The sequence below is a fragment of the Thermobacillus sp. ZCTH02-B1 genome, from assembly GCF_002159085.1.
Lineage (GTDB): Bacteria > Bacillota > Bacilli > Paenibacillales > Paenibacillaceae > Thermobacillus.
Map to the genome: position 1 here is coordinate 25,405 of NZ_LZRU01000001.1, position 25,338 is coordinate 50,742.

Below are 25,338 nucleotides of genomic sequence, written 5' to 3' on the forward strand. Positions count from 1 at the left end.
GAGCGGCGGCCGCGCCCTCCGCCGGGGCCAGGCCGCAGCCGGGGCGGCCGGGGATCACGCGCCGGCGTTCGCCTCCTGCGCCGGACGCCCGGTCCGGATCAGGAAAGCGGTGGCCAGCGACACGAGGCTGCCGGCCGTGCCGTACAGGAACATCCAGCGGAATCCCTCCGCCAGTTCCGGCGCCCGCGCAATCATCGCGCCCATCAGCGTAACGCCGAACGCCGTGCCGATGTTCCGCGCGAACATCTGCAGGGACGTCGAGACGCCCTTCCGGTCGGGCCCGACGAGCTGCTGCGCGCCGATGATCGACACCGTCGACAGGATGCCGAACGCGAAGCCGAGCGGAATCGTGGAGAAGAAGACGAACCAGAAATCGTTGAACCGCCCGAGCAGGAGGAACAGCGCGGCCGAGGCGACCTGCAGGACGTTGCCGGCCACGATGAGCGGGCGGTAGCCGTACTTCAAAATCCAGCGTCCCGCGGGCACCGAGGCACCCATCCAGCCGACCGTCATGCCGAGCATCGCGACGCCGCTCAGGAATATCGCCCAATCCTTCCCCTTCAGCGCGTATTCCTGCAGGTACAGCGGCAGGTAGGTGGACGCCCCGAACAGCGCCATGTTCGAGAGGAAACCGTTCACGTTCAGCCAGACAACCGAACGGTCGCGGAACAGGTCCAGCGGCAGGAGCGGCGACGCGTGCCCGAGCTCCCACCGCCCGAACAGCGCGAGCAGCGCGAGGCCGCCCGCGGCGCACAGCGCGGCGGCGCCGCCGGAGACCGTCGTCGTCATGAGCAGCAGGCCGACACCCGCCGTAAAGAGCGCCGCGCCGGCGATGTCGACCGGGGCCGGCCGGGGCTGGTACGCCTCGCGGTACGGCACAAGCAGCAGCATCGACACGATGCTGATCGGGATATTGACGTAGAAAATCCACCGCCACGTCCAATACTCGACGAACAGCGAGCCGAGCAGCGGCGCGACGACCGCGGACAGCCCCCACATCGCCGTGAACAGCGCCTGGATGCGGCCGCGCTTCTCGACGGTGAACAGGTCGCCCGCGATGATCGCCGGGAACGGGTTCATGACACCCGCTCCGATGCCCTGCACGGCGCGGAAGATCACGAGCTGCAGCATCGACTGCGCGGCGCCGCACAGCGCCGATCCGAACAGGAACAGGACGAGCCCGCCGAGCAGCACCTTCTTCCTGCCGTACAGGTCGGAGAGGCGGCCGGCGATCGGCGCGAGCACCGTCGTGAAGATCATGTAGGACGCGAACGTCCACGCGTACAGGCCGCCGCCGCTCCGGTCCCCCAGCTCGCCCGCGATCACCGGCATCGTCGTGTTGATGATCGTCGTGTCCATCGCCGAGACGAGCATCGCCATGACGATGCCCGAGAGCACCGATATTCTCCGCCAGTCCACCTTCCGCACCTCCCGTCCGGCATTCGCATACCGCCATTATCCACGAATGTCCCGTGCCTGGTCAATCCTTTTTCGCGCCCCATCGAAAAGTCCCCGCCGCAGCCCGGACACAACGCGCCGAACCACATAGGATAACCGGGACCCATCTGCGCGACTAACCGGGACCGATATGCGCGACGATCCGGGAGGCATGCGGGAATGCGTCTGGTTTTGCTGTGCGGCGGCGCGGGCACCCGGCTGCGGCCGCTCTCGAACGACATCCGCTCGAAGTTGTTCCTTGACCTGCTGCCCGCTCCGGACGGCGGCAGGGAATCGATGATCCGGCGGCTGTGCCGGCAGCTGGAAGAAGCGGGCCTGCTCTCGTCCGCCCTGTTCGTCGTCCGGGCGGACCAGACGGCGATCCTCCGCCGCCGGATCGGCGACGGCGGGCTCGTCATTCCCGAGCCCGCGCGGCGCGGCACCTGGCTCGCTTCGGCGCTGGCCGCCTCCTACCTCCATTCGGCGCTGGCCGCGCCGCCGGACGAGATCGTCTGCGTCATGCCCGCCGATACGCTCGTCGATGAAGCGTTCTTCCGCACGGTCGCCCGCCTCCCGGAAGCGCTGAAGGAGACGCGCGCGAAGCTCGCCATGATCGGCGCCGCTCCCGCACATCCGTCCGACCAGTTCGGCTACATCGTGCCGGACGGGCCGCCGGCGCCGGGCGGCCGGGCGGCCGTGCGCCGGTTCGCCGAGAAGCCCTCCGCCGCGGAGGCGGAGCGGCTGATCCGGGCCGGCGCGCTCTGGAACTGCGGCGTGTACGCGTGCCGGCTGGGCTACCTGTTGCGGGCGATGGAGGAGCGCGGGCTGCCCGCCGACTACGGCCGGCTGCAGGAGCTGTACGAGGGGCTTGCGGCCGACAGCTTCGACCGGGAGATCGCCGAGCGCGAGCCGGACGCGGTCGTCCTGCGGCACGACGGCCTGTGGCGCGATCTCGGGAGCTGGGCCGCGCTCACCGCCGAGCTCGGCGCGGCCGTCATCGGTCCGGGCACGATCTCCGGCGACGCAGAGGGCACGCGCATCGTGAACGAATTGCACATCCCGATCCACGTGATCGGCGTCCGCAACGTCATCGTGGCCGCCGGACCGGACGGCATCCTCGTCGCGGGCCTGGAGGAAATCGGCCGGCTGCGCGATCTCCCGGATCCGGCGGGCCGCCCGATGTACGGCGAATACGCCTGGGGCGTCCGGCGCGTCATCCATGCGGACGCGGGCGTAGGCGGCCGGACGATCGCGCTCGCGAAGCTCGTCCCCGGCGCCGTGCGGCGGATGCCGGAGGAAGCCGGCGCCGGGCTCCTGATCGCCGCGATCGCGGGCGAAGGCGAGCTGCTGCGCCGGGACGGAAGCGCCGCGGCGCTGCGCCCGGGCCTCGCCGTCTTCATGCCGGGAGATGAACCGTTCGCGCTAAGGACCGATGGCGGGCTCGAGCTGATCGAAGTGCACTTCGCCGGACCGGCGCATAAGCTGGAGTGATACCTTTCGGGAAAAACGGGGGGGTCCCGGTGACAACCGGCCGCATGAAGCGCCCTGCCGGGTCCGGGAAACCGGGCGATACGATCGACGTGCTCATTCCGGCCGCCGCGAAAGATCTCGGCACGCTGCCGCACGCGATCGACGGCGTCCGGCGTATGGTCCGGCATCCGATCGGCACGATCTGGGTCGTCTCGCCGGACAATCCGCGGATCCGGGCCGTATGCGCGCGCAAGGGATGCCGTTTCGTGAACGAGCGGAGGATCGAGCCGATTCCGAAGCGCCGCATCCGCTACCGGTCGAAGCGGTGGGAGCGGTCCGGCTGGCTGTACCAGCAGCTCCTGAAGCTGAGCGGCGACCGGATCGTCCGGCGCCGGCGCTTCCTCGTCCTGGACGCCGACACGGTGCTGATCCGCCCGCACCGGTTCCGGATCGGCGGCAGGACCGTATTCTACTGCCGGCGGTGGAGCCGGCCCGAATATTTCCGGACGTACCGGAAGCTCACGGGCCTCCGGCGGAGGGCGAAGGTGTCGTTCGTCGCCCATTACATGCTGTTCGACCGGCTCAGGCTCGCCCGTCTGAAACGGCTGATCGAGGCGCGGCACGGAAAGCCGTGGCACCGGGCCATCCTGGACAGCATCGACCGGAAGCGCAACTTCGGATTCTCCGAATACGAGACGTACGGCCACTTCGTGTACGGCGAAAATCCTTCCGCCGTCAAGCTGCTGCCCGCCCTGAACCTTCCGCTCCGCCGCAGCGCCTCTTCTCTCACGGCGGCCGACAGGCGCCGGTACGCGCGGAAATACCGCTCGCTCTCGTTCCACCGGCGGGGCGTGTACGTCCGGAGAAAGCGGTGAAGGCTTCAGGCGCAGCCCCGTCTTCCGCTCCCCGGAACCCTCCCGCCGCCTGCCGGACCCGGCGCGGATGATCGTGGAACCACAAAGACATCGCCCGCAAAACGAAGCAGCCTGTCCGTTCCCGCCCGCCTTCAGGCAAAGGCGGAACCGCCGGACAGGCTGCCCGCATCTTCAAGAAGTCAACCGGCCCGCATCAGGCGATTTGGATCTGCACCTTGAGCAGATCGGGATCCTTCGGCTTCGCCAGAAATGCCGGCGCTTCTTCCAGCGTGATCACCCTGGAGATGAGCGGCTTCACCCGGATCCGCTTCTCCTTCACCCAGTGGAAAGCGGGCAGGAACGTATGGTTGATCGCCATGGAACCGATCAGCATCAGGTCCCGGTGGTACAGCTGGAAAGGACGGATGCGGATTTCCGCGTTCTGCGGCGCCACGCCGAACTGCAGGAACTTGCCGGATGGACCCAGATAATCGATCGCCTGCTCGATGACGGACGGAATGCCGGTCGCATCGACGACGGCGTCGAATCCGCGCGGGAAATCTTCCCGTTTCAGCTCGCCGGTGAGCACGGCGCGGGTCGCGCCCAGTTCCAGCGCCAACCGCAATTTGGCCGGCGACACGTCGACCACGACGAGTTCGGACGCTCCCGACCCGGCAATCGCCTGCGTCAGCTGCAGGCCCATCGCGCCGGCGCCGAACAGGATGACGCGATCGCCCAATTTCAAATCCAGCCGGTTCATGCCGTGCACGACGCAGGCCACGGGTTCGACGAACGCCGCCTCCGCGAAGCTCATCGAATCGGGAATGACGACCGCGTTTTTCGCGGGAATCTTCACGTATTCCGCCATCGCCCCGTCCGTCGTGTCGCCGATCGCCCCCCACTTCACGCATTGGTTGCCGCGGCGGGTCAGGCAATATTCGCATTCGCCGCACAGCAGGGTCGGATCGGCCGTCACCCGGTCGCCGGGCTTGAATGCCGTGACCCCTTCTCCCACCTTGTCCACGACGCCGGAAAATTCATGACCCGGAATGAGCGGATAGGGAGACAGATAAGTGCCCGCAAAGATGTGAAAATCGGTGCCGCAGATGCCGACGCGTTCCACCTTAAGATTCCTTGGCCCCCCGCCGGGGACCGAACATCGTGAGCACGGTCCGGACGGGCACCCGGCGGCCTTCGATCTCCCAATCGACTTCGCCCTCCAGGCGGAACAGGGAAATGGCCATCTCGCGGATGCCCTCGCTCCGGCAATGCAGCATCGCCAGCGCGTGCGGTTCCATCAACAGCGGTCCGAGCTTCTCGCGATTTTCCAGATCCCGCTTCAGCAGGGCGGGATCGGTCACGGCGAACCGTTCCGCCGCAAAGGCCAGGATCCGGTCGATCAGCTGCCGCTTGTCGGCGGCGGCGAACCGGTCCGCGACTTCGACGCTGCGGAGCAGATTGGCGAGCGCTTTGCCGTACCGCTCCACCTGATCCACCTTCCGCGCGACGGTCGTCCGGTCCAGCTCCGGGCGCCGGATCCGCTGCTGCCTGCGCAGCCGGATCTGTTCAAGCCGGCTCTGGATCCGTTCGATTTCTTCATCCGTGAGAAACGGGCTGACCGTCAGCACATCCGCCTGCTCCACCTGAATCGGCAGCGTCGTCAGCACGAGATCGACCGGCGGATGGTCCCGCAGCCACTCTTCGAGCTGCACGAGCGACACCGTGTCTTCCACGTGAAGCGACGGCAGCTTCACCTTGATCTGTGCCTGCAGCAGCTGTGACGTTCCGATCCCGCTGGAACAGACGAGCAGCACCCGGTACTTCTCCCTTCCCGTCTCCTGCCGGTTCAGCAACGCCGTGCCGAAATGCATCGCCAGATAGCCGATCTCTTCTTCCGGCACCGGCCTGCCGATCGCCTGTTCGAGCCAGCGCGACGCCTTGCTGGCCGCCTCGAAGATTTCCGGATATTCCGTCTTGACATGCTGGAGCAGCGGATTGCGGACCGGCATGCCGAGTTCGATCCGCTTGACCGCCGACCGCAGGTGGGTGATCAGGTTGGCCGCCAGCCGGTCGTCGCTGCTCAATTCCAGCTTCAATTCCTGCTCCATGATGGAGATCATGCGCTTCGCGTATTCTTCCACCGCCGAATAGTCGAAGTTGCTCTCCATCAGGTTGTTCGAACGGGCGCCCAGAATGTGCATCGTGATGTATCCGATTTCGCTTTCGGGAAATTCCAGCTCCAGCTTCTCGCTCAGCCGCGCCGCGAGCTCGGACGCCAGGCGGTACTCCGGCGTCGTCTTGAGCCGCTCGAGGATGTCCCGTTCGATCGTGATTTCCTCCCGGCTCTTCAGCCGCTGCGCGGCGAGCGCCAGGTGCACGACAAACCCGACGTAGGCGCTGTCCGCCATCGGATGGCCGCGCGTTTTCTCCATCTGCTGAATGACTTCCTCGATCTTGAGGAGCCAGGCCGGATCGATGAAGTTCAGCAGACGGCCCCGGATTTCGGCGTGCAGTTTATCCTTGTTGTCGTTCCCGCGGTCGTAGATCAGGGCCATCAGCTGCTCCTGCGTGACATTCTCGTACAGCAGATCCGCCAGGGCTGCGCGGATCTGCTTCTCCTGTCCCTCGATATAGACGCCGAGCCCGGGCCTGCGGTGAAGCCGAATGCCGTAGCGTGCGAACCACGGCTCCACCTTCTGCAGGTCGTGGCTGACGGTCGATTCCGCGACATGCAGCGCTTTGCCGATCGCATACAGCTTGATCGGTTCCTTGCTGGTCAGCAGCATGTGCTTGATGAGCGCCTGCCGTTCCTCCGATGAATGGTACGGCGCGGCATCCCCGTCGCGGAGCAGCCCGGCCAGTTCTGCCAGGGCGGACCCGTCGCCTTCCAGCCGGATGCCGCGGCCGAATTTCTTCCGGAAGCGGAGGCCCAGCTCCCCCAGATACGGTTCTCAGGCGAAGCAGACCGTGATCTTCCGGCTGCCGTCCGCCGCGGCGGCCGCCGGTTTGTCCCTGGGCTCCGCCAATTCGGAGCGGTTCAGCATCGGACTGATCTCCTGCCACTTCTCGACATGTTCGAGCCTCCGGATCAGCGCGTGCTCCCTGCTTTCCACCTTCCGTTCGTCCAGTTCCTTCACCGAACCGAACACGGCGAGGGACACCGCCAGCGAGACGGCCGCGGAGACGGCAATGCCCAGCGTCACGATGAAGACGTCGCCGGGCGGCGCCAGGCCGATCACGAGAAGCAGGCTGGCCGGAGAAGGAATGGACACGAGCCCGGCGTTCCAGTATTGAAAGATCCAGATGCCGGACATGCTCCCGAGTATCAGCGCGATGAGCAATTGCGGCTTCATCAGCACGTACGGAAAATAGACTTCATGGATGCCGCCCAGCGCATGGATCGCCAGCGACGAAACCGCGTTGCGCCGGGCCCGCCCCCGCATCCGGATGATGTAAGCCAGCAGCATGCCGATCGCCGGTCCCGGATTGGATTCGAGGAGAAAGAAGATCGACTTGCTCAGATGCCTGATCTGGGAAATGCCGATCGGCCCGAGGATGCCGTAGCTCATCACATTGTTCAGGAACATCACCTTCGCCGGTTCGATGACGGCCGCCACGGCCGGAAGCCAACCGGAGTAGGCGATATGCAGGATCAGTTCGTTGAATTTCGTCATGACGCTGGACAGGAACTGGCCGACATACAGGAAGTTGAGCACGGCGAGCCCGCAGGCCATCACGGCCAGGATGAAGTTGGCCGTCAGCAGTTCATAGCCCGACGGCAGCCGCTTCTCCATCACGTGTTCGATCCGGTTGACCGCATAACCGATCACGGGACCGATGAGGACCGCAATGAAGATCATCGAGACCGAACTGGCCAGGGCCAGGCCGAAGACGACAATGGCCGCCACCGTCCCGCCCCGCCGGCCGCCCAGCAGATAGCCGCCGGTATAGCCGAACATGGCGGGAACCAGCCAGTTCAGAAGCGGACCGACCATGAGTTCGACGCTGTCGTTCGGAAACCAGCCGTATACCCCGAACAGAGCCCGGATCAGCCCGATCACGATCAGGATGACGATATTCTGGGATACGATTGCGCTGAGCAGTCTGCCGAACCTGTACACCATACCGGGTCACCGTCAATCCGCGCGAACGCGCCACGCCGGGATGAAATCGAACGCGCCGACAACGTCGAGCGATCTACGGCTGAATGATGATCTTCAGCGTGCGGTTTTTCTCCCTGATGGCCTTCTCGAACGCTTGCGGCGTTTCGTCAAGCGTCATGCGATCCGTAATGATCGGATCCAGGTCGAGGCTCTCGGCGGCCATGACGGCGACGCCGGTGGGATACGTGTTGTGATAGCGGAACACCCCGCGGATATCGATTTCGTTGTCGACGATATGGGGGATGTTGAACGGCGTCGCTTCTTCCTGCGGAAGCCCGACGAGCACGACCCTGCCGCCCCGGCGCACCGCCTGCAGCGCGGACTGGGCCGCCTTGCCGTTGCCCGCGGTCTCGATCGCGAGATCCGCTTTGCGGCCTCCGGTCAGGCGCAGCAATGCTTCCTGTCCGTCTTCCTCGCGCAGGTTGATGACGGCGTCGGCCCCCATCTGCAGCGCCCGCTCCAGGCGGAAAGACTCGAGGTCGACGCCGATGACCCGCCCGGCGCCTGCCGCCTTGGCGGCGAGCAGCGTCATCATGCCGATCGGTCCCATGCCCATGATGACCACCGTCTCCCCCGTGCGCAGTTCGCCGCGGCGCACCGCATGCAGCCCGACGGAGAGCGGCTCGATCAACGCCGCCTTCTCGAAGGACATCGAATCCGGGATCGGGAAGAGCAGATCGGCCCGCATCGTGATGTACTCGCAGAACGCCCCGTCAATCGGCGGCGTCGCGAGGAATCGGACATCCGGACACAGGTTGTACCGGCCCGACTTGCAGTATTCGCACCGGCCGCAGGTGGCGCCCGGCTCGATCGTCACCCGTTGCCCTTCCTTCAGATGGCGGACATCCCGGCCGACGGCGACAACCTCGCCCGCCGCCTCGTGTCCGAGGATGATCGGCCCCGTCACGACATACGGTCCGATCCGGCCGTGCTCGTAGTAATGGACGTCCGAGCCGCACAGACCGACCGCCCTCACCCGCACGAGCGCCTCGTCCGGACCGGGGGTCGGAATGTCCACCTCCCGGATTTCGATTTTTCCCACCTGCGTCAAAACGGCCGCCTTCATCTTGCCTTGCATCGCAACGCCCTCCTTGTCATATCCGGGATATCCATCGCGTTCTTCCTTCGGCGCCGGCGTCCCTGCTCATTTCACGGCCCCCATGGACAGGCCGCGCACCATGTACTTGCGCACGAGCAACCCGCAGATCAGCATCGGCGTGATGATGACGGTGCCTGTGGCCATCGCCTGGCCCCATTTGATGCCGGATTGCGAGACGAGCAGGGACACCGCGATCGGAATCGTCTGCGTCTGGCGATTCGTGAAGATTGAGGCGAACAGATAGTCATTCCACGCGAACATGAGACACAACACCGCCGTGGCCACGATGCCGGGAGAAGCGGTCGGCACCACAATGCGCCAGAAGGCGCGGAATTTGCCGCAGCCGTCGATCATCGCCGCTTCTTCCAGATCGGCCGGCACATCCTTGAAGAAGGTGGTCATCATCCAGAGCGCGAAGGGCAGGTTGAAGGTGGTGTAGGCCAGGATGAGCCCCGTCGTCGTGCCGATCAACTGGAGTTTGGAGAAAATCAGATACAGCGGCAGAATGACCGCCGGAATCGGCGCCATCCGCGTGCTGATGATCCAGAACGAGATGTCCTTCTCCCGCTTGAAGCCGCCGCGCGCCAGGCCGAATCCGCCCATCACCCCGAGGAACAGGCAGACGATCGTCGTCAGAATCGACACCATCAGGCTGTTCTTGAGAAACCGCGGAAAATCCCCCCTTCCGAAAAACATTTCCCGATACGACTCGAACGTCGGGGCGAAGAACAGCTTCGGCGGCATCTCGAACATGTTGACCTGGGTCTTGAGCGAAGACATGAGCATGATCAGGATCGGCGAAAGCGCCCAGATCAGGCACAGCAGCATCAAGGCATAAAGAGCGGTGTTAATGGAATATTTCTTCAGTTGCATCCCTACGCCTCCTCGGCCTTCAGAACTTTGATGAAAAACCGGCCCATCAGCGTGCTGACGACCAGCATCGTCAGGCCGACCGCGGCCGCCGAGCCGATGTCCTGGAAGCGGAACGCCACCTGCATCAGGTAATATCCGATCGTCTTCGTCGCATCGGCGGGACCGCCTTCCGTCGTGATGACGATCGTGTCCACATAGCGCAGGATATCCATGGAGCGGATCAGGAGCGCCACCACGATCATCCGCCGGATCATCGGCAGCATGACCAGGAAGATCTTCTGCCATGCGTTGGCTCCGTCCACGTCGGCGGCTTCGAGCGGCTCCTCGGGCACGGTCTGAAGGCCGGCGAGCACGATGAGCGTCACCAGGGGCGTCCATTCCCAGACATCCATGAAAATGACGGCCAGCATCGCGAAGTTCGGATCCCCGAGAATCTGGACGTCGAAGCCGAGCTGCCGGACGATCCAGTGGTAGAACCCGTACGTCGGGTCAAGCAGAAACCGCCACAACAGACCGGTGACGATCGGCGCGACGAACACCGGCAGCATCACGAGCGTCGAGAACAGGTTCCGGAATTTCGGGATATGGTACAGCAGGAGCGCGATCCCGGTGCCGAGGAGCAGCTGGAGGATCAGGCCGCCCCCTGCATAAACGACGGTTCGGCCCCACGATTGCCAGAACGTCTCGTCCGTAAGCGTATTCTGCCAGTTTTCAAGGCCGGCGAAGCGGGGATGATCCATGTCCAGCCGGTAGTCCATGAAGCTGGCGTAGATCATGAAGAAGAAAGGGAAAATCGTGATCGCCGCAAGCACGATGACCGACGGCAGCAGCATCCAGAATTCGGTGCGGTTCCATTTGGCTCTTCGTTTCAACGGCCGGATGGCAGCCTGTTCCATGATAGCCTCCTTACGTTCTCCTTCCGGCATGACGGCAAGGAAGATAAAAGGACGCAAAGCGGGCCTGCCGCTTGCTTCGACAAACCCGCTTTCCTTCATGCGTCAGTTGCCGGTCAATCGGTCGCTTTGCTTTGCGATCTCTTTCATCGTATCCGCAGGCGATTGACGTCCGGCCAGCATCTTGGACAGCTCGGTATAGATGATCGTATCGATCTGCGGCCAAAGCGGAGTTTTCGGACGCATATAGACGTTTTCTTCTTTCCAGGCTTCCTGCGCTGCCGCCAGCGAGGCCGCAAGCGGCCATTCCTTGAACTCCTGCGAATTCGGATCGTTGATCGCCGTCTGGATGTACGGCAGTTGGTAGACGGAATACCGCGTCGGCGTGAAACCGGCATCGAGGATCATGTACTGCGTCTGCGGCGCCGTCGCCCAGATCAGGAACAGCCACGCCGCCCTGATTTCATCCTCGCTGGCGTATTTGTTGATGCCGATGCTGGTACCGCCGTACATGTTGCCGCGGCCCTTCGGCCCCTTCGGCAGGATCGTCCAGCTGACCTTGCCCGCCACCCGGGACTTGGACGGATCCTCGAACATGCCGGCAAATTCATGCCATTCCGGCGCGAGCGCGATTTCGCCGGCGGCGAACGCCTCGGCGAGACCGGTCCAGTCCCACGTCGTGCTGCCCGGCGCCGCGATGCTCAGCAGCTTGGCGTAGAATTCGGCGGCCTCAATCGCTTCGGGTTCGGTCAGCTTCGATTTGCCCGGGTTTTCGGCGCCGATGTCGCCGATGTTCGGGGCTTCGAAGTAGTCGCCGCCGAAGGACGCCAGCACGTTGCTGAAGTCGTTCATCAGCGAGTCGTGCTGCTTCGCCTGATGGCCGGTGCCGTATTTGACTTCCGTGATGACGCCTTCCTTGGCCTTCCGGTTGATCCATTCGGCGATCTCATAGTACTGGTCCCAGGTCATCTCCGGGCCCGGCGTCCAGTCGTAACCTTTTTCCTGCATGAACAAATCCTTGTATTTTTCGAAGACGTCCTTGCGGTAGGCGAGGATCATGGTCGGGTTGTCGTACGGCAGGGCGTACAGATGGTCCGTGTTGCCCATGTAACCGCCGACGATCAGCTGCGATTGAATGAAGTCCTCCAGTCCGCCGGGAATGGAAGGCAGCGTCGGATCGTTGTTCAGTTCGTTCAGGTCGACGAAGTGCTGGGCCTGCTTCGCCAGAATTTGATACGGGTCGGCGTAGATAATATGGTAGTTTGCGTTTCGGGCGTTGAAATCCAGCCCGGCCTTCTCGACGACGATGTCCAGGTTGACCTGCTCGATGTTGACCTTGATCCCGGTCGCTTGTTCGAACACGTCGATATGGGCCGCAAGGCCGGAAGAAGGCGGCGTGTTTTCCGTGATGACATTGAGCGTGATGCCTTCGAACTGTCTCCAGTCGAAGCCTTCGGGCGCTTCGATCTTCGGCAGGCCTTCGATCCAGCCGCCGAACGGATCATCGGTGCTGCCGGACGATGACCCGCCGCCGGAGTTGCCCGATCCTCCGGATTGGTCCGAGCCCCCTGCGTTGTTTCCGCTTACATTTGCGCCGTCGGCATTGCCGGATTTCGACGAACCGCCGGACGAGCATGCGCTCAGGACCAGAACGCACGCCATCACCAACACCGACAGCTTGGTAAACCAGGACCTTGTCAAGGCGATCCCTCCAGGTGGGTTGATGCGTTTTCATTTCGGAAGATTCTGAAAAAGGTCCCGGCCGGGGAACCCGTTTCGTCCTCATTATAGGCCAGCCCGGCGCCGATCATCCATTTCGACTTCACGGCATTCTGGCGCGTCACAATTACGACAAAAATGAAGAAGCCGCCGGACGGTTATCCGGCAGCTTCGATGCCCGGGATCAAAGCGCAAACCAGGAACGGATTTCGGACGCCCGCGCCCCCTCGTCCGCACGGACGCGTTCCGCTCCGGTGAACGCCATGAACCGGCGGATGCAATCCGCCAGGCCGTTCCGGAGCCCGTCCTCCGGCTCGACGCCGGGCTCCGGCCACCAGCCGCGGATGACCAGCTCGCGGCGTTCCCGGTCCAGCACCGGCTCGATCCGGCCGATGAACCGGTCCCCGTACACGACCGGCAGGACATAGTAGCCGTACTTGCGCGCGGCGGCGGGCTTGTACACTTCCCAGCGGTAATCGAAGCCGAACAGCTCGAGGATGAGCCGGCGATCCCACAGCAGGTTGTCGAGCGGCGCCAGGATGGACGCGCGGTCCGGTCCGGCGTCCGCGCCGCGGATCACCTCGTCCAGCAGCGGGACATCCTCCGCCTTCACATACAGCGGATATTTCTCCATTCCCTCGACGATGACCTTCCGAATCCGACCGCTCCGGTGCAGCCGCTCGAACGCCGCCGCCCGCTGGGCGGTCTTCATCCCGCCGATGCCGAGCCAGGCGTCACCGGACCGGTTCCACAGCATGCCGATCGCGCCGATGCGGCGGAGCACCAGCCAGTCGTGGTAGTCATGCTCCGTCGGGTGCGGATCGGGAGCCTCCAGCACCTCGGCGGGCAGGTGACGGCGGGTCAGATCGTAGAATTTCCGCGTCCCTTCCTTGTGATGCACGATCACCTCGCCCGCGAAGAAGAGGCTTTCGAGCACGGCGCGGGACAGGCGCGCGGGCGCCCAGGGCCAGTCGACCTTCTCGTGGAACTCGAGATCCGACGACGACAGCGGCCCGCGCTCCTCCAGCCGCCGGATCACCTGCGGGATCAGCTCGCGGATCTTCGGATTCGCCATCCTGCCGTCCAGCACGCCGCTGCGCCGGCGCGCGAAATGCGGCCAATCCTCCGTCAGCAGGATGGACATGTTCTTGTCCCAGCCGTCGAACAGCAGCCGGTCCCGGTACAGCAGCTCGTCCAGCATTTCCGGACGGTACCCCCGGATCCGGGCCTGCAACACGAGATGCGGATTGTAGCCCACCACGTTGAGCGGATCGAACTGGAGACAGCGGACCGACCGCATCCAGTCCATGACGCCTTCTTTTCCCTCGAAACGCCATGCCCCCGCCAGGCCCTGACGGATCAGCAGAAACCGCCCGGCCTGCCGCCGGGTGATCACCCGATCCATGCGGAACTCCCCTTTGCCTCGCGCATCCAGGTTGTACAATCTGATGATACCATTTTCTGGATGATCCGATCAACCGGGTTCCGTCAGGCTCCCGGCCCCGCGGCGCGGGCGGCAACGGCGCCGCCCGGTGCGCGGGCCCGGCGATGCGGAGACGGGATCGGGCGGACCGGCCCCCGCGTGGAGAGGCGGTTTGTCCCGCAAATCGGGTTTGTTTTACAATAAGGCGCAGGAGAGGGAACCGAAGGGAGCGTCAGGCCCGTGTCCACCGACCGAAGGGTGAATTGCTTCCGGTGCCGGCACTATTACGTCACCTGGGATCCCGATTTCCCGCGCGGCTGCAAAGCCTACGAATTCAAGACGCACCAGATGCCGAGCGTCGTCGTCTTCTCGTCTTCCGGCCGGCCGTGCCTGAAGTTCGAGCCGAAGGAAAGCCGCAAGCCCGACGGATGAGCGCAGGTGCGGTCCGCCTCCGGCCCGCATGCCCGCGGAATCGGTATATCCGGCCCGCCGGCCGGGTCCCGCGCCGTCGATGCGCGCGCGGAAGGCACGCTTCGTCCCGGCGGAATCGCGCCGGGCGTCGGCTTCGCCGCGGGCGGCCCGGGCCCGCCGTCCGCCCTCCGCCCGCGCTCACGCATGGCGCGTCCAGCGCGGCGCGCCGGGCGCGGGGCACGCGCGGTCCTTCAGCTTCGCGACGATCGGGACGATGCTGCCGCAGACCGCGCACGTATGGCCGCCGATCAGCTTCGGACAGGACCGGCACAGCGCAAGCCGCGCCTCATAGACGTCGTCCGGCACGCACAGTTCGCTGTCCGGCGCGAACATCGGCGAAGCGAGCACCGTCCGGATATGCTCCTCAAGGAGCTCCGCGTCCTGCCGGCAGCCCCGGCACGGGCGATCCGCCGCTTCCGTCATCCGCCGTTCACCCCGCAATCCGTCCGGGGGCCGCAACCGCCGGCCGACGCCGCCGGCCGGGAACGGCCGCATGCCCTCCGGACGAACGTCCTCCGCCGCGAACCACCGCGTCTCACTCCGCCGTAAGCTCCAGCACCGTCACGGACATCGGCGGAAGCTGCACGTCCAGACGCGCGCCCTCGATCCGGAAGCCGCGGAACGGAGCCGGCTTCACCCGCTCGGGCTCGTCGAACGTGTTGTGCCCGTCGATCCGGTCCGACGTCAGCGTCATACCGGCCGCTTCCAGACGGCCGCCCTTGAGGCCGCGCAGCTCCACCTCCACGCTTGCGCCGCTCTCGAAGTCCAGATTGACCAGGCTGATGTGGATCTTGCCGTCCGCCGCGCGGGACGCCGATGCCGACACCTTCGGCAGCTCGCCCTCCGGACCGGTCCGCTCCACCGACTCGTGGCTGTCAAGCAGCTCCGCGTCCTGGTGCACCTTGAACAGGTCGAAGACGTGGTAGGTCGGCGTCAGCAGCATCCGCTCGCCCTCCGTCAGGATGACGGACTGCAGCACGTTGACGAGCTGCGCGATGTTCGCCATCCGGACGCGGTCCGAGTGCCGGTGGAAAATGTGCAGCGTCGCGCCCGCGACGATCGCGTCGCGGATCGAATTCTGCTGGTACAGGAAGCCCGGATTCGTGCCCGGCTCGACGTCGTACCAGGTGCCCCATTCGTCCACGATCAGATCGATCCGTTTCTCCGGATCGTAGACGTCCATGATGGCGGAATGCTTCGTGATGAGCTCGTCCATGTGCAGCGCCTTTTTCAGCGTGATCCACCATTCGTCCGTCGTGAAGCCGGTCGCCGGCCCCTTCTTCTGCCAGGTGCCCGGCACCGTATAATAGTGCAGCGACAGCCCGTCCATGAACGGCGCGGCCTGCTGCATCAGCACCTCCGTCCAGCGGTAGTCGCCGGAGTTCGCGCCGCACGCGATCTTGTGCAGCTTGTTGTCGCCGTAGTTGCGCAGGTAAGTCTGGAACTGCCGGTACAGGTCCGCGTAATACTCCGGCCGCATGTGGCCGCCGCAGCCCCAGTTTTCGTTGCCGACGCCCCAGTATTTCACGCGCCACGGCTGCTCCCGGCCGTTCGCCCGGCGCCAGTCCGCCATCGGCGATTCGCCGCCGAAGGTCAGGTATTCGACCCATTCGGACATCTCCTGCACCGTGCCGCTGCCGACGTTGCCGCTGATGTACGGCTCGCAGCCGAGCAGCTCGCAGAGCATCATGAATTCGTGCGTGCCGAAATGGTTGTTCTCGATGACGCCGCCCCAGTGCGTGTTCACCATCCGCTTCCGCTTGTCCCGCGGCCCGACGCCGTCCTTCCAGTGGTACTCGTCCGCGAAGCAGCCCCCCGGCCAGCGCAGCACCGGGACCTTGATCCGTTTCAGCGCCTCGAGCACGTCGTTGCGGATGCCGTTCGTGTTCGGGATCGGCGAATCCTCCCCGACCCACAGCCCCTCGTAGATGCACCGCCCGAGATGCTCGGCAAAGTGCCCGTAGAGGTTGCGGTGAATCTTGCCCTTCACCCGGTCGGCATTGACGACAATCCGGCTTGCCATCGTGCATCGCTCCTTCGCCTGCTGAATGATCATCTTCCGCGGCCGGAACTTTCTGCACGCGCCGCGGCTTTGCGATGATTGTCCACACCCGATATTTTATAGGTTTGTTCATCCGGACAAAATGATATATTCTGATCAATAACTGATCATTTGTCTTCTGAGAGGGTGTGTGCGATGATCCGGATGAACCGGTGCGGCTACAACGTCATGCACCCGGAGGGCATCACGATCGACCGGCCGCACGGCTCGGGCGACTATCTGTTCCTCTTCTTCCGCAGCCGGATGCTCGTCGAAGCGGGTGGAGCGCGGTTCGTGACGGACAAGAACACCTGCCTCCTCTACCGCAAGGGGAGCCGGCAGTATTATCGCGAGCTCGAACGGCCGATGGTGCACGACTGGTTCCACTTTGACGGCGATGAAGTGGAAGACCTGTGCCGGGAGCTGAACCTGCCTTTTGACACGCCGATGAAGGTCCACGAGCCGGTGTATGTGTCGCGGAAGGTGAGCGAGATCCAGGGAGCGCTGGTCGAGAGCGGGCTGTACCGGGACGAACTCATCGATTTGACCGTCCGCTGCCTGTTCATGAAGCTCGCCGACCTCCGCAACCGGATCGAACCGAACAAGCCGGTCGGGAAATATTACGACCTCCTCGTGTCGCTGCGCAACGAAATCTACAACAACCCGTCCGTCCCCTGGTCCGTCGGCGAGCTGGCGGCCCGCGTCAACATGAGCCGTTCCTACTTCCAGAAGCTGTACCGGGAGCTGTTCGGCATCTCCGTCCTGAACGACATCATCCAGAACCGGCTCGAATACGCGATGTACCGTCTGAAAAACACGTCCGACAGCATCCGGGACATCGCCGCGCAATGCGGCTACGAGAACGACGTCCACTTCATGCGGCAGTTCAAGAAGTACATCGGCCTGACACCGGGCGAATTCCGCTATCAGGGCCGGCGCTCCGGAAGCCGCCGGACGGAACCTACGGACGGAATCCGGAAATACGGCGCCTCTGATGCCCGATAGAGCCGGCAAAACGACAGAACCGGCATAAAAGCACGGGTTGTTGCGGCACGGGGCCACATTCCAAGTCAAACGGCCGGTCCGTCCGGTTCCCCCGGAACGGACCGGCCGCCGGGCCGCGCGCCGCAAGTCGCCGGCGCTCCCTTCATCGCTGCCTGGTCCTGATCGCTTCCCGGTCCTAAGCCTCCACGCCCGCCGTCCGCACGACGCGGCGGAACGCCTCCTTCGGCCGGTGGTTTTCGTCAAACAGCAGCGGCCAGTTGCGGCGTCCCCGCACCGGAAAATTGTGGAGCCACGTGTAATCGTCCGCCGCGCCCCAGAACGTGACGCTCCGGATCACATCCCGGTATTCGCGGTAGAGCGCGAACAATTGCTCATACCGCTCCGCCTGCCGTTCCAGCATCTCCGCCGTCGGCTCCTTGAGGTCGGTCCGCCGGTCATCCCAGGCGTAGACGGACATGTCCAGCTCCGTCACGTGGATGATGAGGCCGAGCTCGGCGTATCGTTCGATCGCCTCGCGCACTTCGGCGATGGACGGCGACTCCAGGTTGTAATGGCCCTGCATGCCGATGCCGTGGATCGGTGCGCCCTGCTCCTTCAGCCATTTCACGAGGCGGATGATCTTGTCGCGCTTCGCCGGATTGCATTCGTTGTAGTCGTTGTAGAAGAGCAGCGCGTCCGGATCGGCCTCGTGCGCGTATTCGAACGCGCGGACGATGTAATCCGGTCCGACCCGCTCGTGCCATTTCGACGGACGCAGCCATTGTTCGCCCTCGTCGGCGACCGCTTCGTTCACGACGTCCCAACAGTATGCGCGCCCCCTGTACCGGCCCGCCACCGCGCGGATATGGTCGCGCATCCTGCGGAGCAGCGTCTCCCGGTCGGCCGGCCCGCCGCCGGGCGCCTCGAAGAACCAGTCCGGCGTCTGGTTGTGCCAGACGAGCGTGTGCCCGCGCAGCTTCATGCCGTGCCCCGCGGCGAAGTCGGCGATCTTGTCCGCCTTCTCGAACGTGAAGACGCCCTCGGCGGGCTGCGTGTTCACCGGCTTCATCTCGTTCTCCGCCGTCAGGCTGCCGTACTGCGCCTTGATCAGCTCCGCCGCGCTGTCCACCGTCCAGATGTTCACCGCCGCGCCGATGTCGAAGTCGCCTTTGAAGACTTCCCGCAAACTCCGTACGCTCATGTTCTTTCCTCCCCGCCGAGAGTTGTTCGCATCCGGCCGCCGGCCGCCGAATCGTCATCGCGTGCCGCCGTCGCCGCCGCACGTCCGGTCACCGGGCGCCGGCACGCCGCCCGCAGGCGCCCGGAAGCCGCGCGGACGCGGGATGCGTCCGCGCGGCGCGGGTGCGATGCCCACGGTGAGGCGAATCCGACATTTCCCGGGAAATGATGTCGATCCGCGGACGCCCGCCGTCGGATGGCACGACCCGGGCCTGCGCGGTACGGGGGCCGTGCGGTCAATAGATCTTGCGGCCGTGCTCGTCCGGTATGCCCGATTTCCGCCAGAAGTAGGCGTTGATCACGTCGCGCCACTCTTCCGCGTGCGCCGCCTGTTCCTCGAGCCGCTCGAGCACCTGGCGGTACCGGCCGGGATCGATCCGGTCCTGCAGGCTCTTCCATCGCTCCACGAGCCCGCGGGCCTGCTCCGCGCCCTCGAAGTGCGTGTCGTAGATGTGCTGGATGACCGTCTTGCCGGAATGGAGCCGGTGCGTGTACGGCACATGGTGGAAGAACAGCAGCAGTTCATCCGGGCAAAGCTCGAGCGACTCGTAAATGTCGCAGTGCGGCTTGTGGTACTGGGCCGTAAAGCCGGTCCCCGTCTTCACCGTCCGGTCGACGCCGACGCCGCGGAAATCCGCGAAATGGTAGGTCCCCCATTTCGAATATTCATATCCGTCGACGTTCGGCCCGTAGTGGCTGCCGGGATTGACCATCCAGCCGACGCCGAGCGGAGCCGTGTAGTTCTCGTAAATGCGCCACGATTCCAGCAGCATTCCCGAGATCGTGTCGACCGTCACCGGATCGCCGCCGAACGTGAGCCGCACCCATTCGTCGGTAATGGCCTCGGCGGTCAACTCCGGATTCCACGCCAGCCGTCCGAATCCGTACAGGTTCGCCTGCGCCAGCAGATGGCCGGTCCAGTTCGGATCGTCGCCGATATTCGAAACGCCGGCGATGCCGCCGATCGGGCGTCCGAACGCGCTCCCGTTGACGATGCGCGCCACGGTCGTGCCCTCGCCGCAGGCATACGTGTCGAAATCGAGCACTTCCTTCCACTGCGGCACGAGATAGCACAGATGGCGCTGCTGCCCCGTGTATTCCTGCGTGATCTGCAGCTCGAGCATCTGGTTCGTTTTCGACATGCCGCCGAACAGCGGCGACACGGGCTCGCGCACCTGGAAGTCCATCGGTCCGTTCTTGATCTGCAGCAGCACGTTGTCACGGAAGCGGCCGTCAAGCGGCACGAAAATGTCGTACGCCGCCTTCGCCCGGTCCGTCTTGCGGTCGCGCCAGTCCTGCTGGCAGTTGTAGACGAAGCAACGCCAGATCACGATGCCGCCGAACGGCTCCAGCGCCTCGGCCAGCATGTTCGCGCCGTCCGCGTGATCCCGGCCGTAGTTGAACGGCCCGGGCCGGAATTCGGAGTCGGCCTTGACGAGGAATCCGCCGAAATCCGGAATCCGGCGGTAGATGTCCGCCGCACGCTCGCGCCACCACGCGCGCACCCCGGGATCGAGCGGGTCCGCCGTGTCGAGGCCTCCGACCTGGATCGGCGCGGCGAAGTTGATGCTGAGCATGAGCCGGATGCCGTATTCGCGGAAAATGCCGGCCACTTCCGCCACATCGGGCAGCCATTCGTCCGTGATCAGCTTCGTCTCCGTCTCGTGCACGTTGACGTTGTTGATCGTCAGCGCGTTGATGCCGATCGAGGCGAGCATCCTCGCATAGTCGCGAATGCGCGTTTTGTCCGCGATGAACCGTCCGTTTCGGTAAAAGATCGATTTCCCCGCATATCCCCGCTCGATGCTTCCGTCCATGTTGTCCCAATGGTTGATCATCCGGAGCGGATTGCGGGGCCTCTCGGTGATGTCCAGGCTCGCGAGCGCCCGTTCGTCCAGGCTGCCGATCGCCGCGAGGCGCAGGAAATGGAACGCGCCGTACAGCAGCCCGCGCGCCGTTCCGCCCGCGATCAGCACCGCCTCGAATCCGTTCCGGCGGACGGTGCGGATGACATACCCTTCCGCATGCAAGGCTCCGGCTTCCGCCGCCTCCAGCAGCCCGAGCGCGGCGGCCCGCTCCGCCGTCGCTGCGATGAGCGCCCTGCCTTCGCCGGAAATGTCCGCAGCGTCCGCAACCGCTCCGGGCGCATCCAGAATCTCCGGTTCGGCGCCGGTCAGCGACGCCAGCGCCGACGTAAGTTCCCGCCGGACGGTCCCGAACAGGACATCCCGATCGGGCATCACGATCCGGCGGCACCAGCCGGTCAGCACGGCGGCCAGTTGTTCCGGCAGCCGGTCGTACCGGAGCCAGGCTTCATAACCGGTATCGGAAATGGCGTTCGCGACGGACATTTGTGAAATCCTCCTTAATTGTTATGTACGCTTGGTGGTGACCATGTTAGGATAATTGCAGGAGCCGTTGCTTCAATCCGCACATGAACGCGACGTTCAAGCCGAATGAAGGAGGCTGCGTGCCCATGGCCGTGTTCGAATACGAACATCTCGTGCCCGAAGTGGTGCTCTTCGTCGACCGGCGCTGCTACCCCGACTGGAAAATCATCCGCAGGCGGATCGATTTCCACGATCTGACGTTCGTCGTCGGCGGCAAGGCCGACTATTACGTCAACGGCGTGAAACACACGGCGGAAGCCGGCAATCTGATCTACATCCCGCCGGGGTCGATCCGTGAAGCGCATACGTACGCGGATTCGCCGATGCACTCGTACGCGTTCAACTTCCTGTGGCTGCCCCCGAACAACGATACGCGGCTGCCGCTCGACACCGTCACGAAATTCCGCCTTCCGGGACCGCTGCTGGACATGATCAAGACGTTCAACCAGATCTGGATGAGCAAGCAGCCCGGCTACAAGATGCAGGCGCGGGGCCAGTTCCTGCTGATCCTCCATCGGCTGCTCGTCACGACGCTGCACCGGACGGACGACCTCGCTCCCGACCCGCGCATCGAGCGCTTGAAAGCCTATCTGGCCGAGAATTACGCCGAGGACATCGACATCGGCAGGCTCGCGCAGCTGGCGGGACTGCACCCGGTCTACCTCGGCCGGCTGTTCAAGCAGCAGACCGGCGTATCCTACCGGGCTTTCCTGAACCAGATCCGCGTCAACAACGCCGAAGCGATGCTCGCCGCCGGCGGTTTCACCGTCAGCGAGGTGGCGGAACGCTGCGGATTCAAGGACGTCTCCTACTTCAGCAACGTATTCAAGGCGATCAAGGGTTATCCCCCGTCCGCCATCGCCGCGAAAGGATGGTCACCTGTAAAAATTTAAATTGTCGGAATCGCAAAAAAGAACGCCGAAGCGCTCCGCGTTGCTTACTATTATAGAAATGATGCCGGTGAATCCGCCATAGAAGAACAATAGAACATTTGTAATTTTTAAAGATCTTTTTCGCCCGGGCGGGGTTGCCCGGGCGTTTGGTTCAGTTTTTGGCCGCCAGCGCGCTGCGGTACTCCTTCGGCGTCATGTGCACGACCTTCTCGAACTGCGCCGCGAAATATTCGGGATTGCTGAAGCCCACCTCGGCGGCGATCTCGTAAATGCGCATGTCCGTCTGCCTGAGCAGCCGCTTCGCTTCCCGGATGCGCAAATCCAGGAGGAAATCGTTGAAATAGACGCCGTATGTCTTCTTGAACAACTGTCCCAGATAGACCGGATTCATGTAATACTGCTGCGCGATGACCTTGAGGTTGATGTTCTCGCGGAAATGGCGCTCGATGTACGCCTTGATTTGATGGATCGAGCCCTTTGCCCGCTCCTTGCGCAGCTCCGCCATGTATCCCGACGCTTCCGCGACGAAATCCGCCGTCAGCTTCCTCAGCCCGCCCAGCGTCATCGGCCTTTCCCGCCACTCGGCCAGCGCGGCGCACGAGGCCAGCCGATGTTCGTCGCCGTCCATCGCCCGCACCGTTCCGTTGACGGCGCGGATCAGCCGGTCGATCGAAGCCGCGACCGCATCCGGCGCGAAGCGCTCCGACCGGAAGGACGCGAACATCTCGTCCAGCACCGCTTCCGCCTCGGCCGTGTCCATCTCCTCCATCGCGTGGAGCAGACGGTCGAACAGCGCGGACGGGAGATCCGTCCGGACGAGCGTCCGGCCCTCCAGATCCCTCCCGGACACGACGGCCTTTCCATCGAGCGCGTATTTGAATTCCATCGCGTGCCGGGCCGAACGGTACGAATGATGGATCCGTTCCGGCGCGGGGGCCGGATCGCCCACATAGAGGCGCAGGACGCCCGCGCGCGGCCGGACGGCCCGAAGCAGCGTCTCCGCCGCCTCCTCCCATGAGCCGAACGCTTCGCTCATCGGCAGCAGCAGGCCGACGGTCCACTCGCCCGGCTCGTGCAGGAGCGGTTCCCGGCCGCCGGTCAGCGCCCCCGCCGCCCGCGCCAGCTGCGCCTTCCAATCGTCCGCGGACGGATCGGCATCCGGCTCGAGGACGACATCGTTCACCTCCGCGAGGATGCAGCAGAATTCCCCTTCGGTCGGAAGTCCCAGCGCGGCCAGCGCGCCGGGAATGTACGCCTTGTCCAGCCGGCCCGAAAGCAGGCTGTCGAGGAGCGACAGGTGCAGCGCCGGATGCCCCTCCTCCAGCAGCCGCTTCCGCTTGATCGAATCCGCGACGCGCCGCAGCGTGTTGGACAACTCCGTCTCGTCGATCGGCTTCAGGATGAAATCCTCCACGCCGAACCTGACGGCCTGCTGGGCATATTTGAAGTCGTTGTATCCGCTGATGATGATGAAGCGCGGATTGGCGATTTCCCGCTCCTTCACCGTCCGGATCAGTTCGAGTCCGTCGAGCACCGGCATGCGGATGTCGGTCACGACGAGATCGGGCTGCTCCTCCTGGATGAGCTGAAGCGCCTCCTCGCCGTTCGCAGCCTCCGCCACGATCTCGAATCCGAGCCGGTTCCACGGGATCAGGCCGCGCAATCCCGTGCGCGCGAAGACTTCGTCGTCGACCAGCAGCACCTTGTGCATGACAGACTCCCCCTTTCGCACCGATGCGATCCCCCGCTCCGCGATCTCCTCCGATGTCCCCGGGCGGTGCGGAGAACCCGATCTCCGTTCCCAATGGGTGAAATCGCTTACATTCCACGGGTGCGGCCTTCCATTGCCCTGCTTATTTATAAGTTTACAGAATCAAAACGGCCGTTGGAACTTGAAAAATTATAGTTTTGATAGCAAAAATTTAAGCCCAGATTTACATTCCCGTTGAAAAATTGTACATTTCTAGGGACGAACTCTTCTTGACCAACATCCGGGGGATGGTATCGATGACGGTAGGCGGCACAGCCCGAATGAAGCGATTTCTCGCGGCGGCGTTGACAGCCGTCCTGATGCTTGCGCTCCTGATCGGCTGCGCATCGAAGGGCGGCGGGGAGCAGGAAGCGCCGGCGAATGAACCGGCCGTCGGCGAAACGGAGAACGGCGGTACGCAGAGCGGAGCGGAAAACGGTGCGGATGACGGCGGGGCACCCGCGGACGAAGCGGCGGAAGAGGAGGCCGCGCCGGAGGAGAATCCAGCGGAACCGGCCGTCCAGACCGACATTCCGTCGCTTGCCGAAGCGTACGCCGACTACTTCCCGATCGGCGCGGCGATCACGCCGGAGCAGACGGAAGGCCCGATGGCCGAGCTTCTCAGGAAACACGTGAACATGCTCGTGGCGGAGAACGCCATGAAGCCGATGTACCTGCAGCCGAAGGAAGGCCAGTTCCGCTTCGAACAGGCCGACAAAATCGTCGAATTCGCGCAGGCGAACGGCATGGAGCTCCGGTTTCACACGCTCGTCTGGCACCAACAGACGCCCGCCTGGTTCTTCATGGACAAGGAAGGCAAGCGGATGACGGAAGAGACCGACCCGGCGAAGCGGGAAGAAAACAAAAAGCTCTTGCTCGAGCGGCTCGAGAACCACATCCGCGTCATCGTGGGCCGCTACAAGGACGTGATCAAATCGTGGGACGTCGTGAACGAGGTGGTCGAACCGAACGACCCGGACGGCCTGCGCAACAGCGAATGGTACCAGATCGCGGGTATCGACTACATCGAGACGGCGTTCCGCGCCGCGCGCGAAGCGGGCGGTCCCGACATCAAGCTGTACATCAACGACTACAGCACGGACGACCCGAGGAAGCGCGACCGGCTGTACGAGCTCGTGAAGGAATTGCTGGACCGCGGCGTGCCGATCGACGGCGTCGGCCATCAGACGCACGTCAGTGTCGAATGGCCCTCCGTCGACTCGGTCATCGAATCGATGCGAAAGTTCGCCGAACTCGGCCTCGACAACATCGTCACCGAAATGGACATGAGCATCTACGCTTGGAATGACCGGCGCGACTACGGCGACGCCATTCCCGAATCGATCATTCAGAAACAGGCCGACCGGTACCGCGAGTTCTTCGAAGCGTTCCGGGACAACCGGGACATCCTGAGCGCCGTCGTCTTCTGGGGCATCGCGGACAGCCACACATGGCTGCACGATTTCCCCGTCCAGGGCCGGACGGACGCGCCGCTCCTGTTCGACAAGAATCTGCAGGCCAAGCCGGCGTTCTGGGCCGTCATCGAAGCGGTGCAGGAATAACGCCGGATCGGTTCCGGAGAAGAAGCCGCCCTCTCCCGCACGGGAGGGGGCGGCTTTCCGCTTTCATAAAAAAATAA

The 25,338-nt window shown here is 64.2% G+C and carries 20 protein-coding genes; 6 read left to right on the forward strand and 14 right to left on the reverse strand.

The window, feature by feature from the left end; all coding sequences use genetic code 11:
* Positions 1 to 54 precede the first annotated feature (54 nt).
* Positions 55 to 1,380 (reverse strand): MFS transporter, encoded by a 1,326-nt coding sequence (locus A9Z00_RS00140; RefSeq protein WP_483316238.1) that lies wholly within the window; start codon positions 1,378 to 1,380, stop codon positions 55 to 57.
* 237 nt (positions 1,381 to 1,617) lie between these two features.
* Here A9Z00_RS00140 and A9Z00_RS00145 point away from each other — a divergent pair, with 237 nt between their 5' ends.
* Both A9Z00_RS00145 and A9Z00_RS00150 read left to right on the forward strand, forming a co-directional pair.
* Entirely contained in the window at positions 1,618 to 2,928 is a 1,311-nt protein-coding gene (locus A9Z00_RS00145; protein WP_296973065.1) for a sugar phosphate nucleotidyltransferase, read from the forward strand.
* Between the two features lie 44 nt (positions 2,929 to 2,972).
* Positions 2,973 to 3,782, forward strand: a complete 810-nt coding sequence (locus A9Z00_RS00150; RefSeq protein ID WP_296973067.1) for a DUF6492 family protein — start codon at positions 2,973 to 2,975, stop codon at positions 3,780 to 3,782.
* A gap of 193 nt (positions 3,783 to 3,975) precedes the next feature.
* Here A9Z00_RS00150 and A9Z00_RS00155 read toward each other — a convergent pair whose 3' ends face one another.
* The 8 genes from A9Z00_RS00155 to A9Z00_RS00190 all read right to left on the reverse strand — a co-directional run bounded on the left by A9Z00_RS00155 (position 3,976) and on the right by A9Z00_RS00190 (position 13,913).
* Complete coding sequence (locus A9Z00_RS00155) at positions 3,976 to 4,884, reverse strand: zinc-dependent alcohol dehydrogenase family protein (protein ID WP_296973068.1); 909 nt, start codon at positions 4,882 to 4,884, stop codon at positions 3,976 to 3,978.
* A 1-nt stretch (position 4,885) separates the two neighbouring features.
* Entirely contained in the window at positions 4,886 to 6,547 is a 1,662-nt protein-coding gene (locus tag A9Z00_RS00160; protein ID WP_296973070.1) for a BglG family transcription antiterminator, read from the reverse strand.
* A gap of 165 nt (positions 6,548 to 6,712) precedes the next feature.
* Entirely contained in the window at positions 6,713 to 7,885 is a 1,173-nt protein-coding gene (locus A9Z00_RS00165; RefSeq protein ID WP_296973072.1) for a PTS transporter subunit EIIC, read from the reverse strand.
* A 73-nt stretch (positions 7,886 to 7,958) separates the two neighbouring features.
* Entirely contained in the window at positions 7,959 to 9,002 is a 1,044-nt protein-coding gene (locus A9Z00_RS00170) for an NAD(P)-dependent alcohol dehydrogenase (protein ID WP_296973074.1), read from the reverse strand.
* Between the two features lie 66 nt (positions 9,003 to 9,068).
* On the reverse strand, positions 9,069 to 9,896 hold the full coding sequence (locus A9Z00_RS00175; RefSeq protein ID WP_296973076.1) for a carbohydrate ABC transporter permease: 828 nt from the start codon (positions 9,894 to 9,896) through the stop codon (positions 9,069 to 9,071).
* A gap of 2 nt (positions 9,897 to 9,898) precedes the next feature.
* The gene (locus A9Z00_RS00180; RefSeq protein WP_296973079.1) at positions 9,899 to 10,792 is read right to left on the reverse strand and encodes a carbohydrate ABC transporter permease; all 894 of its coding nucleotides are present in this window, start codon (positions 10,790 to 10,792) and stop codon (positions 9,899 to 9,901) included.
* Between the two features lie 102 nt (positions 10,793 to 10,894).
* Positions 10,895 to 12,490, reverse strand: a complete 1,596-nt coding sequence (locus A9Z00_RS00185; RefSeq protein ID WP_296973081.1) for an extracellular solute-binding protein — start codon at positions 12,488 to 12,490, stop codon at positions 10,895 to 10,897.
* A 202-nt stretch (positions 12,491 to 12,692) separates the two neighbouring features.
* Positions 12,693 to 13,913 carry a winged helix-turn-helix domain-containing protein gene (locus tag A9Z00_RS00190; protein WP_296973082.1) on the reverse strand — a complete coding sequence of 407 codons (1,221 nt, stop codon included), beginning with the start codon at positions 13,911 to 13,913 and terminating at the stop codon, positions 12,693 to 12,695.
* A gap of 258 nt (positions 13,914 to 14,171) precedes the next feature.
* Here A9Z00_RS00190 and A9Z00_RS00195 point away from each other — a divergent pair, with 258 nt between their 5' ends.
* The gene (locus A9Z00_RS00195; RefSeq protein WP_296973084.1) at positions 14,172 to 14,363 is read left to right on the forward strand and encodes a uracil-DNA glycosylase; all 192 of its coding nucleotides are present in this window, start codon (positions 14,172 to 14,174) and stop codon (positions 14,361 to 14,363) included.
* A 177-nt stretch (positions 14,364 to 14,540) separates the two neighbouring features.
* On the opposite strand, the gene A9Z00_RS00200 is transcribed toward A9Z00_RS00195, so the two are convergent.
* Together A9Z00_RS00200 and A9Z00_RS00205 are read right to left on the reverse strand one after the other, a co-directional pair.
* Complete coding sequence (locus A9Z00_RS00200) at positions 14,541 to 14,825, reverse strand: DUF6171 family protein (protein WP_296973086.1); 285 nt, start codon at positions 14,823 to 14,825, stop codon at positions 14,541 to 14,543.
* A gap of 112 nt (positions 14,826 to 14,937) precedes the next feature.
* Positions 14,938 to 16,425 (reverse strand): alpha-N-arabinofuranosidase, encoded by a 1,488-nt coding sequence (locus tag A9Z00_RS00205; RefSeq protein ID WP_296973088.1) that lies wholly within the window; start codon positions 16,423 to 16,425, stop codon positions 14,938 to 14,940.
* A 174-nt stretch (positions 16,426 to 16,599) separates the two neighbouring features.
* Here A9Z00_RS00205 and A9Z00_RS00210 point away from each other — a divergent pair, with 174 nt between their 5' ends.
* Entirely contained in the window at positions 16,600 to 17,448 is an 849-nt protein-coding gene (locus A9Z00_RS00210) for an AraC family transcriptional regulator (protein ID WP_296973090.1), read from the forward strand.
* A gap of 175 nt (positions 17,449 to 17,623) precedes the next feature.
* Here A9Z00_RS00210 and A9Z00_RS00215 read toward each other — a convergent pair whose 3' ends face one another.
* Together A9Z00_RS00215 and A9Z00_RS00220 are read right to left on the reverse strand one after the other, a co-directional pair.
* Positions 17,624 to 18,628, reverse strand: a complete 1,005-nt coding sequence (locus A9Z00_RS00215; protein ID WP_296973091.1) for an endo-1,4-beta-xylanase — start codon at positions 18,626 to 18,628, stop codon at positions 17,624 to 17,626.
* A 274-nt stretch (positions 18,629 to 18,902) separates the two neighbouring features.
* The gene (locus A9Z00_RS00220; RefSeq protein WP_296973093.1) at positions 18,903 to 21,017 is read right to left on the reverse strand and encodes an alpha-glucuronidase family glycosyl hydrolase; all 2,115 of its coding nucleotides are present in this window, start codon (positions 21,015 to 21,017) and stop codon (positions 18,903 to 18,905) included.
* 125 nt (positions 21,018 to 21,142) lie between these two features.
* Here A9Z00_RS00220 and A9Z00_RS00225 point away from each other — a divergent pair, with 125 nt between their 5' ends.
* Positions 21,143 to 21,949, forward strand: coding sequence for an AraC family transcriptional regulator (locus tag A9Z00_RS00225; RefSeq protein WP_296973094.1), 807 nt, complete (start codon positions 21,143 to 21,145; stop codon positions 21,947 to 21,949).
* 151 nt (positions 21,950 to 22,100) lie between these two features.
* On the opposite strand, the gene A9Z00_RS00230 is transcribed toward A9Z00_RS00225, so the two are convergent.
* Positions 22,101 to 23,660, reverse strand: coding sequence for a response regulator transcription factor (locus A9Z00_RS00230; protein ID WP_296973097.1), 1,560 nt, complete (start codon positions 23,658 to 23,660; stop codon positions 22,101 to 22,103).
* Between the two features lie 320 nt (positions 23,661 to 23,980).
* Between A9Z00_RS00230 and A9Z00_RS00235 the strand changes: the two genes are divergently transcribed.
* Entirely contained in the window at positions 23,981 to 25,261 is a 1,281-nt protein-coding gene (locus A9Z00_RS00235) for an endo-1,4-beta-xylanase (RefSeq protein ID WP_296973099.1), read from the forward strand.
* Positions 25,262 to 25,338 lie beyond the last annotated feature (77 nt).

Coding starts and splice junctions, on each gene's coding strand:
- A9Z00_RS00140 (WP_483316238.1), bottom strand. CDS start 1,380: ATGGCGATGCTCGTCTCGGCGATGGACACGACGATCATCAACACGACG.
- A9Z00_RS00145 (WP_296973065.1), top strand. CDS start 1,618: ATGCGTCTGGTTTTGCTGTGCGGCGGCGCGGGCACCCGGCTGCGGCCG.
- A9Z00_RS00150 (WP_296973067.1), top strand. CDS start 2,973: ATGAAGCGCCCTGCCGGGTCCGGGAAACCGGGCGATACGATCGACGTG.
- A9Z00_RS00160 (WP_296973070.1), bottom strand. CDS start 6,547: ATGCTGCTGACCAGCAAGGAACCGATCAAGCTGTATGCGATCGGCAAA.
- A9Z00_RS00165 (WP_296973072.1), bottom strand. CDS start 7,885: ATGGTGTACAGGTTCGGCAGACTGCTCAGCGCAATCGTATCCCAGAAT.
- A9Z00_RS00170 (WP_296973074.1), bottom strand. CDS start 9,002: ATGCAAGGCAAGATGAAGGCGGCCGTTTTGACGCAGGTGGGAAAAATC.
- A9Z00_RS00175 (WP_296973076.1), bottom strand. CDS start 9,896: ATGCAACTGAAGAAATATTCCATTAACACCGCTCTTTATGCCTTGATG.
- A9Z00_RS00180 (WP_296973079.1), bottom strand. CDS start 10,792: ATGGAACAGGCTGCCATCCGGCCGTTGAAACGAAGAGCCAAATGGAAC.
- A9Z00_RS00190 (WP_296973082.1), bottom strand. CDS start 13,913: ATGGATCGGGTGATCACCCGGCGGCAGGCCGGGCGGTTTCTGCTGATC.
- A9Z00_RS00200 (WP_296973086.1), bottom strand. CDS start 14,825: ATGACGGAAGCGGCGGATCGCCCGTGCCGGGGCTGCCGGCAGGACGCG.
- A9Z00_RS00205 (WP_296973088.1), bottom strand. CDS start 16,425: ATGGCAAGCCGGATTGTCGTCAATGCCGACCGGGTGAAGGGCAAGATT.
- A9Z00_RS00210 (WP_296973090.1), top strand. CDS start 16,600: ATGATCCGGATGAACCGGTGCGGCTACAACGTCATGCACCCGGAGGGC.
- A9Z00_RS00215 (WP_296973091.1), bottom strand. CDS start 18,628: ATGAGCGTACGGAGTTTGCGGGAAGTCTTCAAAGGCGACTTCGACATC.
- A9Z00_RS00220 (WP_296973093.1), bottom strand. CDS start 21,017: ATGTCCGTCGCGAACGCCATTTCCGATACCGGTTATGAAGCCTGGCTC.
- A9Z00_RS00225 (WP_296973094.1), top strand. CDS start 21,143: ATGGCCGTGTTCGAATACGAACATCTCGTGCCCGAAGTGGTGCTCTTC.
- A9Z00_RS00230 (WP_296973097.1), bottom strand. CDS start 23,660: ATGCACAAGGTGCTGCTGGTCGACGACGAAGTCTTCGCGCGCACGGGA.
- A9Z00_RS00235 (WP_296973099.1), top strand. CDS start 23,981: ATGAAGCGATTTCTCGCGGCGGCGTTGACAGCCGTCCTGATGCTTGCG.